Raw genomic sequence first — 10,583 nt, forward strand, 5'->3', positions numbered from 1 at the left:
CTCGATGAGGGAGAGGAGATAGGGCTCAAGCGCCTAAGTTTCGACTCTGTGGGCGCGCAAGAGCAAGTTGGTTCCCAAGTCCTCTTGGGCTGCCCAAAAGGCGCAAATCCACCACGAAACCTCGTCTTGGCGATAAATGCCACAGGTGAAAGGATAAGGTTGCAAAATATTCGCCATCTGCGCTAAGGCCGGAACTTCCGCCATGTAGTCGGCCCACACTTGGGGATCCAAGGCTTCGTAGGTGAAATCGGAAGGAAAGAATGTGCAACTGGATTCCAGGCTGGGCCGGTTGGTCAGCAACAATTGAGCAGGATCTGAGGATTCACAGCCCAAGCGATCCCCGATCTGAAAGGTCAGTTGAAACAGGCGGTTAATCAGATCAAATTGCTCAGGGCTCATAAGTTCAGAATTCCTAACTTTCAGATTGGGATGGGCGTTAGAGTTGACAGGTGCGACGGCTGCGCTCCAGCTCCGGCTCGATCCAGGAGAGGGCGAAGTGACTCACACAGGGCAACTGCGGGAAGCGGCGGGCCAGCTCTGCTGTTTGGGTTTCCAGGCTGGGGCGTTGCCGCTGGGCTTGTCCCCATAGACCGGCAATGGCCGGGCAGACAAAGGTTTGGGGAGAGGCCACAGCCAGGACCTGCTCCACCTGCTGCGCCACACAGGAGCTATCCTCGCACTTGGCATAGGCCATTGGGTGCCATTCCATACCCGGATCAAAGCGGTCCCAGGGTTGCAGACGAGCGTCAAACCCTTCTCCTACTGCTTGGTTGCCTTCTGGGAAGAAGACAGCCCCCACCGGGATCCCCAGCCTCTGGGCAGGTTGGGCGGCCTGCTGTAGATAATCGAGAACGCCGTAGCGGGCAAACTCGACGCTCAGCTGCCAAAGCTGCTGCTGCCAACGTTCTTGGCGAACGGCGGCGCTGGGGGTGGGGGAAGGGGCAGGAGTTGGTGCTGCTGCCTCAGAACTGGAATCCGCCGGTTTCTCCAGACTCTCTGGTAAATCTTTTGCAGAGGAAAGCTGATCCCCCTGCCAATTCCTGCTGGCCATGTCTTGGGCAGCCCAGTCCAGTAACTCTGGGGAAAGCGCCCATTTCTCGGTCGGGCTGGGCCAGGGATCCCCTGGCTGCCGCCACCTGGGCTCTTCGGCATAGGTGGCATCCAGATGGAGAACATCTGCCACTGCAATGTAGCCCTGGCTTAGGTAGCGCTCCAGCAATGCCCGACCCGCCGGGTTTTCTGCCAAATTGAGGTAGGCTTTCCGGGCGGCCTCTCCATGAATCCACAAGTCTCGGACGGTGGCTGCCACGCTGGATCCCCCTGAGCCACGCGGATAGCGAATGTAGTCGAAAAGGATCCCATCTGGCTGTCGCTGTAGAATGCGGCGGACCAACTCGGCAAAATCCCGCCGTGCCAGGGGATGAAAGGGATCCACAAACACCTCATCCGGGCTGCCCAAATCTTCCCCAAGGGCTGTTGCCGGATCCAGAACAGTGGTGATGCCGCGACCGTTGCGGGCCAGGGCCACCTGTCGATCGGGCCGTTGTCCGTAGCTGTAACCGAAATTGAGGGAAAACACCCAAGCATAAGCAGACAAACCGCGGCGTCGCGCCGCCTTCAGAGCCAGATCCAACAAGTCGGCGTTGGGCTGTAAGCTGGGCCAGATCCCCCCTGCGCCATCCGGCAAAATAGAGCGGCCATCGTAAAAGGTCTCGATAAAAACGCGGTTGTAGCCCAGGTTCACTACTTGGTCGAATACCTGATCCAACACGCCCGGATTGGCATCACAAGGGTGCAGACGTACCCAGATGGCCTGGATCTGGGGCCAGCGTTGGCTGCGGCAGGCGATCAAGGCAGCGCCATGTTCGGCCAAAACTTGGGTGTACTCGGCCCAAGCAGCATTCGACTGGGCAGCCTGCTGGCGCAGTTGAGCCTTGCGCGCTACCTCCTCGGGCGGCTGTCGGCAGTAGGCGTCGAGCCGAGCAGCCAAGTGGGATCCCCTCTGTTCCGCACTGTCTACGGAACCAGAGCTGGGGAAAAGGGAATGGCCGGGCCACAAGAACTGAGCCTGGGCCGTGATTCCGGATCCCAGCAACATCAGCGCGCCCAGCACACCCGCAAGCCAGCGGATCCCTTGGTTTTTCGGCAGTCTCAGCACCCTCAACCTCCACCGAGAATGTCTGCGATCGTACTCTTCTCCTGCCCAGAGAGCGGCTATTGAAAAAAAACAGCCGCCCGTGCCCACACCGGCGCAATCCCTTGGCCAATCTCTATAGTTATTTCAATCTAGATTGAGACACCTTCTCAGCGCTCTGCGCCGCTTCTACAGCCACCTCTAATCCCTCTCCATCGGGGAGAGGGGAGTTGGGGAGTAGTGCAACAGAAATGTTTCATTCCTGTTTAGAATGACTAGACCTCCGATCCCAGTGGCAGGGGTTTGCTCTTCGGTTTTGCCCCTTTCGCCACTGTGACCGTTAGCCAGGTTCTCCTAGGGATCTCGCCAAAAGGCATAGATTAGCGCTTATGATTTAGTAGTAAACCTTTAGCTTTTCTTGATTGTCCATGAAGGCCATTACCCTGCATCAACTGCAAATCTTCGAGGTTGCCGCCCGCCACCTGAGCTTTACCCGCGCTGCCGAAGAGCTCTACCTGACCCAACCCACGATTTCCATGCAGATCAAGCAATTGAGCAAAGCCGTGGGGTTACCGTTGTTTGAACAGGTGGGCAAGCGGCTGTATCTCACCGAAGCGGGGCAAGCTTTACACCAAACCTGCGAGAAGATTTTTGAACAATTGAATCAATTTGAGATGACCCTTGCCGACCTGAAGGGGCTAAAGCAGGGACGGCTGAGCATTGGAGTGGTCACCACTGCCAAATACTTTATACCCCGTCTGCTGGGGCCATTTTGTCAGCAGTATCCCGGCATTGACGTAGCTCTTAAGGTGCTCAACCGCCAGCAGGTTTTGGAGCGGATGAGCAACAACATGGACGATCTCTACGTGATGGGGATGCCGCCAGAAGATCTGGACGTGGTGGCACAACCTTTTCTGGAAAATCCTTTGGTGGTGATGGCCTCTATTCATCATCCCCTGGTGGGCCAAAAGGGGATCCCTCTGGCGCGCATTGCCCAAGAACCTTTTTTGGCCCGTGAGCCTGGCTCTGGCACCCGCATGGCTGTAGAGCGGCTTTTTGAGAAGCATAACCTAAAGCTCAACATTCGCATGGAGATAGGTAGCAGCGAAGCTATCCGCCAAGGCATTGTGGGTGGATTGGGCATTTCGGTTTTGTCTCAGCATGTGTTGGCCTTGGGGGGGTGGCAGCATCATCTGGCTATTTTGGATGTGGAAGAGTTTCCCATTCGGGGGTTCTGGCATTTGGTCTATTTGCGCTCTAAACGTCTTTCGGTGGTGGCCAAAGCTTTTGCCGACTTTCTTCTTTCCCAGGTTTCGCAAATGGAGCTGGACTTTGTGGCTAAAGAGCAGCACAAATCCAATTCAAATCCCAATCCTGAACTGTTTTCTGGCAAAGAGGCTGAAGCACAGCCGAGAGCTCTTGTCGCAACCCCCGGATCCCCTCAAAGTCGTGAGTGAACAATACTCGCAAAAACCCCAGGTAAGCCCGCGCCCACTCGTCTTCCGGATCCAGCTCGACGATCTGTTGAAAATGCAACTGAGCTGCTTCTGGTTGTAACAGCGCCGCCAACATCAAGCCCAGTTGGTAGTGGCTTTGGATTTGCTGGCTCGGTTGGCCTTGGGCAGCAGCCTGTTGCCGTTCCCCCTCCAGCAGTTGCCGTACCAGGATGCGATCTGGATCCGTCAAAAAAGTCGGGTATTGCAGGGTTGTCCAGGCATTGAGATAAAGGGAGAGGGCCTGCAGATCCCCAGCGGCAGCAGCTCTGGCCGCCTCGCGGAGAGGAAGTAAGGGATCCGTTACAAGGGGGGATCCCTCCTTCGGGAAGCTCGACAGGGATCCTCTCCAGGATTGGTGTAGGGAATGGCGGATCCCTTTGGGCAACTGCCATTCCAGGTGGAGAAGGCCACCTCTTGGGAAGTCGGTTGTGGGCAGCGTCAAGATCTCTTCCACCAGCCAGCCGCCTGTTGAGTTGAGCTGCAGGCGATTCTGCCCCAGCACCCAGGCCCGCTTCTCCAAAACCCGTCCTTGCCCATCTTCCAGCCGCGCCCAAACCAGCGTCTGGGCCAAGTTCTGAGCTGGGCCTTGCCAGCGCAACTTCCAGGCCGGGATCCCCAGCTCCAACAGCGCCTCAACCTCCACCAGCTCCACCTCCTCAGCTTCCAGAGGCCACTTCTGCACCGTCACTCTTGGCATGCGAGGGAAGTAGGTGTGCAGCCGACCCAAGGTAGGCAACTCCACCGCCGGATCTTGTCGCCAGTCTGGGCTGCTGCGCAGGTGCTGCCGGATCTGCTCCTTAGTCGGGCCATAAGGGCCAATAATTCCCTGTTCCCCTTCGGCATCCACAAACCCATCCAGCAAGGAGAGCTCCAGCTCCGGCCAGGGGGTTTGCCCGGCAGCGCGGAATGTAACCGGCCAGCGCTGAAGAGCCGCCAAGTAGGTGAGGGTTTCGGAAGAGATCAGCTCTGTATTGGGGAGAACCCCCAGCGTGGTGGTCAAGCCTGGCTGGATCAAGGATTGGATCCACTGCGTCAGCTCCTGTGTGGGGTGCTGCCCCTGCCAGCGCATCTGGATCCCCGTCCACAGAGGGGCCACCCCTGGGGTGAGGGGCCGACCCAAATTGGCCAAGGCCAAGCAGCCCAGAACTAGCCCTGCACAGACTCCCCTTTGCAAAGCCCACGCACCCCAGCGTTCCTCCAACCACCGGCAAGCCTTTTGGATCCCGCCTGCTGATAACACGGCCAAGAGAGGCAGCAGGGGTAGGGTGAAGCGCACATCTTTGATGTCCACCAGGGTGTAGAGAAGGTAGCCCGAACCGTAGGTGGCCCACAAGACTGCCTCTCGCCTGTCCAGGGATCCCCACCCGCTCAGCAGCGGCAACCCACACAAAAAAGGGCTCATCTGCAGGGGCAAAAGGCGCAAGTAGGCAGTCCACCAGCACAGGGATCCCGCTGGGCAAGTGATGTAGTAGTGGGCAGTCTCGGCGTAAGCCCAGCCATTGCTGAGCACAAACAGCCAATTGGCCCCATACCAGGGCCAGCACAAAAGCAGCATCACACCCATCCCCAAGGCCAAGTGGGCCAGCCGCGCCGGCCAAGGGATCCCTTTCCACCACCCCACCGCTTTCCCAGAGCGCCAGAGGGCCTGACCTGCAACTCCCACCAAAGGCAGCAGCAAAAACAGCACCCCTGTCCACTTGGTGAGCAGCACCGCCGCCACCCCCGCCCCCACCCCCACCGCCCCCCACCAGGAAGGCTTCTCCCCATAGGCCCACAGCGCCCAAAACGCCAGCGTCACCGCCACCACCAGCGGCAACTCCAACATGTACACGTGGGCCAAAGCCGTGATCCCCGGATAGAGGAGCACCAACGCCGCCGCCAGCCAGCCCACTTCCCCAGAGCGATAGACCCGCTGTCCCAGCCGCTGCGTTGCCAGGATCAGAACCCCCAGCAACCCCAAGTTGAGCAACTGCCCGTCCGCCCGGCTGAACGGATGTAGAACTGCCAAGGGGATCCCCAGCCAATAGGCCAAAGGGGGGTAGCGCTGGTTCAAATGCAAAAACTGCTGCCCCCACAGCCCATCCCAACGAAACCGTCCCAGGTGAAGCCCAAAAGCCTGCGCCTGCAGCAGATGCTGCGCCTCATCCCAGGCTGGCGGCAAGGGATCCGTCCAATTCCAGATCACCAGCAGCAGCAGGGCCACCATCCCCAGGCCGGCCCACCACCGCAGGAAAGGGATCCCTGTCTGCCGCATCATCCTCTCTCCTCAGCTGTCCCGCCGAGATTCAGCAAACATTTGGGTGCCACCTGGCCTTGCCCCCCAGAGCTAAACTCAACCTGTGTCATTCTCAGCGCTCCTCCCATAGACCGAGAGCTTCAGCATCCCATGATCGCTCCATCTGCCGGCCCAGAAGGGGTTTGGATCCTTGCGGATCAACTCCACCCACAGCAATCCGCCCTCGCTTCCCTCTCGACCCTATCCCCAGACCGAGTTCCCGTCATTCTCATCGAATCTCACCGGTGGGCCAGCTCCCGCAACCACCATCAGCAGAAATTGGTGCTGGTCTGGTCGGCCATGCGCCACTTTGCCCAAGAACTGCAACAGCGGGGCTACCCAGTCACCTACGTGGAAGCCGACAGCTATGCCGAGCCCCTGCAAACCTGGGCCAAGCAGCATCAACTGCAGCAGATCCGCCTCATGCAGCCCGCCGATATTCCCGTCCGAGATGAAATAGAAAAGCTGAGATCCACCCTCCCTTGCCCCCTCTTGGTTGTGGAAAACAACCACTTCCTCTGGAGTACTCGTCAATTTATCGACTGGGCCTCAGGCCGCAAGCGCCTGCTTCTGGAAGACTTTTACCGCGAAGGGCGAAGACGCTTCCGCATTCTCATGGATGGCCCCAAGCCCCTGGGCGGGCGCTGGAACTACGACCGGGAGAACCGCCATCCCCCCAAACCGGGAATGCGCTATCCTCGGCCCCTCACCTTTTCCCCCGATGCCATTACCCAGGCTGTCATCGCAAAAGTTAGGCAACACTACGGCCATCACTTCGGATCCTTAGAAGGATTTGGCTGGGCCGTCACCCGCGCCCAAGCCCTGCAAGTGCTTGATCATTTCATTCACGAGCGCCTGCCCCACTTCGGCCCTTGGCAAGACGCCATGCAAACCGGGGAAGACTTCCTTTTCCACTCGCTGCTTTCTCCCTACCTCAACTTGGGCCTGCTCACCCCCCACGAAGTCATCGCTGCCGTCGAACAAGCCTACCATCGCGGCGGGATCCCCCTGCCCTCCGCCGAAGGCTTCATCCGCCAGATCCTGGGCTGGCGGGAGTACATGCGCGGCTTCTACGAATACCAAATGCCCAACGGCTATGCCCAGAACAACTTTTTTGGCCACCAGCGACCCCTGCCAGAGTTTTTTTGGACGGGCAAAACCGACATGGCCTGTCTGCAGCACACCCTGGATCAAATTCGCCGTCATGGTTATGCCCACCACATCCAGCGGCTAATGGTGCTCAGCAATTTCGCCCTCATCAGTGGCATTCAGCCCCAGGCAGTAGAAGCGTGGTTTCAGGATGTGTTTATCGACAGCTACGACTGGGTGATGCAGCCCAACGTCATCGGCATGGGCCTTTTTGCCGATGGGGGCATGCTCTCCACCAAACCCTATGCCGCCTCTGCTCAGTACATCCGCAAAATGAGTGACTACTGCCGCCATTGCCGCTACAATCCCAGCGAAAAGGTTGGCAAACAAGCCTGCCCCATCAATACGTTGTATTGGGACTTCCTGTTGCGTCAGCGATCCCTCTTAGCCCCCTTGGGCAGAATGAAATGGGTATTGATCCATTTGGATCGCATGGAACCGGAGCTGAAGGCCCAGATCCAGGCGCAAGCCGCTGCTTGGTGGGATCCCTTGCAATCTGCACTCGACGAACAGAGTCCATCTCATTTGCAATCTGTCTAAGCACCAGAAGATTAAGCATCCGGTAAAATTGAGGCACCCTCCTACCCACCTGTCGCTTTGTAAGGACTGCAAGCCATGAAATGTCCCCGCTGCAGCAAACAAGAAATCCGAGTTTTGGAATCTCGTTCGGCAGAAGGTGGCCAGAGTGTGCGGCGGCGGCGAGAATGCATGTCCTGTGGCTACCGCTTCACCACCTATGAGCGCATCGAGTTCATGCCCATCATGGTCATTAAACGGGATGGATCCCGCGAAAGTTTCAACCGCAACAAGATCCTGCAAGGGGTGATGCGTGCCTGCCAAAAAACCCCCGTCACCGTCAGACAGATGGAAGAGCTGGTCAATGAGATCGAAGAAAAGCTGCAATTGGAAGATGCCCAAGAGGTAACCAGCCTGCGCATCGGCGAGATGGTGCTGGAGCGCCTGCAACACCTAAGCGAGGTGGCCTACGTGCGCTTTGCCTCCGTTTATCGCCAGTTTCAGGGTATAAAAGACTTTGTCAACGAGCTGGAACAGTTGGAACCACCGCTGCGACGGGATCTGGAGCGGCTGCTGCAGGACTCCTCTGCCTCAAATTCCGAATCTTCAGGCTCCCCGGACTTGGTGGGAGAGTATTCGTGACGTGGGAACGACAGCGCAAGCCGGCCCTCCCTGGAAGCAGCGGGGAAATGGCGCTTGTGGGCCGGAAAAATTACTGTGAAGGGATCGCCCATTCCAAAGGCTTAGCGGTATGCTTGGGGTAGTAATTGCGGCTTACACTAACGCTAGAGCTGCACGCCTTTAGGTTGCCGGTGTTCAGCACTATCCTTGGAGATCCCTGATATCTTGGATCCCTCTGTGTCAAGCTGTCCCAGCCCCCTGTCCTTCCGAGTCGATCCCAATTTATGCAATACGGTTTTCGGGGTTCTAGCCCCTCTGGCGCTCGCAACAGCAACAGTAACCCCAGTGGCTTTCGCTCCCCTGCCGCAATGGAGACGGGGCCAGGGGTGGTGCCGATTCAGGTGTATCAACAAGTGGCCGAAGAGTTGGAGTCTGCCCGTCAGCAGGTAAGCCTGCTTTCCTCGGAAAACCAGCACCTGCGCGCTCTGCATCAGCAGTTGTCTGGAGAGCTCGCTGCCATCACCCGAGAGTTCCAGGGGCAATTGGGCCACACCCTGAAGCGCCTGCAGCAAATCAGCCTACGGCTTGCTGACGCAAATGGCCAGGCTGCCCAAGTTGCTGCAGCTTCTGAAGCCTCTTTCCAACAGAACAGCCCGACTGCCAATCCCGGCCAACCGGAAGCCCCTCCCAGCTACGATTTTTTGAATCGCCTCAAGCGCCGACAGGCCCGCAACGAGACCCCCTCCTTCTCATCCAACGGCTTTGCCCCGTCCTCCTTTGATTCCCTTCGCCACCCTTCCACCCACACCTCTGCCGAGCCCTACCCCCGCACTGGCTACCAGGTTCCTTCCCTGGACGAGTTGATGCAGGATAGGGGCGGCCCGGATCCCTATCTCGGCGAGGCAGACTCCTCAGCCTATTCCACCGGCATTTATCAGCGGGTACGGGAGCAACATCACGGATCCCAGGGCTCTGCCGTACTTTGGATGGCCGCTGCAGTCGTCTTAGTCATTGGATCGTTTGGGTTGGGATTTGTAGCCGTACAGCCGTTTTTGCGCAACAACCCACCGCCCGTGCAAGCACCCTGAGAGCTATTCACAGGATGCTCCAAAAGCCCGCTGGCGGGATTAGGATGCCCCCAATGCGCTCCGCACCACTGACGAATGACCAGGGGTTGTATCTGTGATCCAGGCTGTCGCTGCTCCTCTGACGCCTAACACATTCTTCGAGCATATGCCCGACGAGGGCCGCTTTGAGCTGTGCAATAGAGTCACGGTCAAAATGCAGCCCACAGGTTCTCACAAGCAGGTGGCGAGCTTTTTGGCATAGCGGTTAGCGGTGCCCACGCGCAAATCCAGCAAGATCAAATCCGCTTTTTTGCCCACCTCCAAGCTGCCGATTTCCCCTTCCAGACCCAGACAGGCGGCACTGCCTTGTGTAGCCATCCACAAAGCCTGTTGCGCCGGCAGAGCAGCTCCATCCCCCGATCCCAACCGCTGCAGAAACACCGCCAACCGCATCTCCTCGATTCGATTTCTTCAGCCCCCACATGCACACAGTGGGCGGCCAAGGTCTGAGCACTCAGGGATCCCCAGCGTTTCAAACACTGCACCGGGGTCAATCCATAGCGAGCCTGTAGAGTTTCCACTCCCCGGCGAGTTTCCGCCAAGTGGGTGTGCAGCCCCACTCCATACCTTTGGGCTAGAGCGGATCCCTGGACAAAACTCTCAGGATGGCCAGAATAAGGAGCATGGAACCTGACCCAGATGTAAATTTGCCCCTCCCCGCGTCCATGCCAAACCTGGATCAAATCCTCCGTGTCCGCCAGGGATTCTCCCACTCCCCTCGGTTCGTCGATCACCTGTGGGCTGAGGATCCCTCGTAACCCCGACTGCAAGCTCACTGCTGCTGCTAGATGTCGATAGATGCCAAGAGTAACTACGGATAGGGATCGTGAAGTTGGATTACATCCCCCCCTCTCCCATGCCGTACACGAAGACCGCTCTGGCAGAACGAGCCAACTGGTGTAGAGCAGGTAACATGGCAAGCTAATGGTCGACAAAACTGTTACCTCACTAGCTTGCCTTCACCCAATAGTGTCAGCTTTCAGGTAGAGAGGCTTGACGGAAGCCAACCCCCCTATTGATTGGGTTCCTCTTGATTGGGTTAGGGTGGTGGGCCTGGCACCGAGCTAGGTTGCCAGCAGGTCGCCCTGCCAGTAGGTTCGCCGCTGATGCGTTTCACGTCCGAGTTCGGGATGGGTCGGCGTGGTTCCACATCGCCATAGGCACCAGGATAATACTAGCCACCCTGAAAGCTGCATAGCCAAGCGGTAGAACAACCGGTGAATCAGGTCAAGCGGACGGTCTATTAGGACCCCTCGGCTGCATGC

At 58.1% G+C, this 10,583-nt stretch carries 8 protein-coding genes, 1 rRNA gene and 1 pseudogene; 4 read left to right on the top strand and 6 right to left on the bottom strand.

Annotated elements, in window-relative coordinates:
* Positions 1-33: 33 nt before the first annotated feature.
* The gene (locus ACVWZF_RS00840) at positions 34-399 is read right to left on the bottom strand and encodes a hypothetical protein (RefSeq protein WP_011433539.1); all 366 of its coding nucleotides are present in this window, start codon (positions 397-399) and stop codon (positions 34-36) included.
* Between the two features lie 37 nt (positions 400-436).
* Entirely contained in the window at positions 437-2,158 is a 1,722-nt protein-coding gene (locus tag ACVWZF_RS00845; RefSeq protein ID WP_457406462.1) for a hypothetical protein, read from the bottom strand.
* 404 nt (positions 2,159-2,562) lie between these two features.
* Here ACVWZF_RS00845 and ACVWZF_RS00850 point away from each other — a divergent pair, with 404 nt between their 5' ends.
* The gene (locus ACVWZF_RS00850) at positions 2,563-3,591 is read left to right on the top strand and encodes a LysR substrate-binding domain-containing protein (RefSeq protein ID WP_457410591.1); all 1,029 of its coding nucleotides are present in this window, start codon (positions 2,563-2,565) and stop codon (positions 3,589-3,591) included.
* Here ACVWZF_RS00850 and ACVWZF_RS00855 read toward each other — a convergent pair.
* The gene (locus ACVWZF_RS00855; protein WP_457410592.1) at positions 3,473-5,887 is read right to left on the bottom strand and encodes a phospholipid carrier-dependent glycosyltransferase; all 2,415 of its coding nucleotides are present in this window, start codon (positions 5,885-5,887) and stop codon (positions 3,473-3,475) included. The two genes, ACVWZF_RS00850 and ACVWZF_RS00855, sit on opposite strands and share 119 nt — an antisense overlap.
* Before the next feature lie 129 nt (positions 5,888-6,016).
* On the opposite strand from ACVWZF_RS00855, the gene ACVWZF_RS00860 reads away from it, so the two are divergent.
* The 3 genes from ACVWZF_RS00860 to ACVWZF_RS00870 all read left to right on the top strand — a co-directional run bounded on the left by ACVWZF_RS00860 (position 6,017) and on the right by ACVWZF_RS00870 (position 9,279).
* Positions 6,017-7,594: a cryptochrome/photolyase family protein gene (locus ACVWZF_RS00860; protein WP_457410593.1), complete on the top strand. Its 1,578-nt coding sequence runs from the start codon at positions 6,017-6,019 to the stop codon at positions 7,592-7,594.
* A gap of 75 nt (positions 7,595-7,669) precedes the next feature.
* Positions 7,670-8,212 carry a transcriptional regulator NrdR gene (gene nrdR, locus ACVWZF_RS00865; protein WP_457410594.1) on the top strand — a complete coding sequence of 181 codons (543 nt, stop codon included), beginning with the start codon at positions 7,670-7,672 and terminating at the stop codon, positions 8,210-8,212.
* Between the two features lie 263 nt (positions 8,213-8,475).
* Positions 8,476-9,279 carry a hypothetical protein gene (locus tag ACVWZF_RS00870; protein WP_414328720.1) on the top strand — a complete coding sequence of 268 codons (804 nt, stop codon included), beginning with the start codon at positions 8,476-8,478 and terminating at the stop codon, positions 9,277-9,279.
* A 210-nt stretch (positions 9,280-9,489) separates the two neighbouring features.
* Here ACVWZF_RS00870 and ACVWZF_RS00875 read toward each other — a convergent pair whose 3' ends face one another.
* The 3 genes and pseudogenes from ACVWZF_RS00875 to rrf all read right to left on the bottom strand — a co-directional run bounded on the left by ACVWZF_RS00875 (position 9,490) and on the right by rrf (position 10,486).
* The gene (locus ACVWZF_RS00875; RefSeq protein WP_457396039.1) at positions 9,490-9,699 is read right to left on the bottom strand and encodes an amidohydrolase family protein; all 210 of its coding nucleotides are present in this window, start codon (positions 9,697-9,699) and stop codon (positions 9,490-9,492) included.
* An 80-nt stretch (positions 9,700-9,779) separates the two neighbouring features.
* Positions 9,780-10,253: pseudogene (locus tag ACVWZF_RS00880) on the bottom strand (hypothetical protein); the annotation flags it as partial.
* Positions 10,254-10,369: 116 nt separating this feature from the next.
* A 5S ribosomal RNA gene (rrf, locus tag ACVWZF_RS00885) occupies positions 10,370-10,486 on the bottom strand.
* Between the last annotated feature and the right edge of the window lie 97 nt (positions 10,487-10,583).

Source organism: Thermostichus sp. OS-CIW-30 (assembly GCF_054060215.1).

What these genes read in the sequence shown, in the direction of transcription:
- ACVWZF_RS00855 (WP_457410592.1), bottom strand. Translation starts at nt 5,887, where the DNA reads ATGATGCGGCAGACAGGGATCCCTTTCCTGCGGTGGTGGGCCGGCCTG.
- ACVWZF_RS00850 (WP_457410591.1), top strand. Translation starts at nt 2,563, where the DNA reads ATGAAGGCCATTACCCTGCATCAACTGCAAATCTTCGAGGTTGCCGCC.
- nrdR (WP_457410594.1), top strand. Translation starts at nt 7,670, where the DNA reads ATGAAATGTCCCCGCTGCAGCAAACAAGAAATCCGAGTTTTGGAATCT.
- ACVWZF_RS00840 (WP_011433539.1), bottom strand. Translation starts at nt 399, where the DNA reads ATGAGCCCTGAGCAATTTGATCTGATTAACCGCCTGTTTCAACTGACC.
- ACVWZF_RS00870 (WP_414328720.1), top strand. Translation starts at nt 8,476, where the DNA reads ATGCAATACGGTTTTCGGGGTTCTAGCCCCTCTGGCGCTCGCAACAGC.
- ACVWZF_RS00860 (WP_457410593.1), top strand. Translation starts at nt 6,017, where the DNA reads ATGATCGCTCCATCTGCCGGCCCAGAAGGGGTTTGGATCCTTGCGGAT.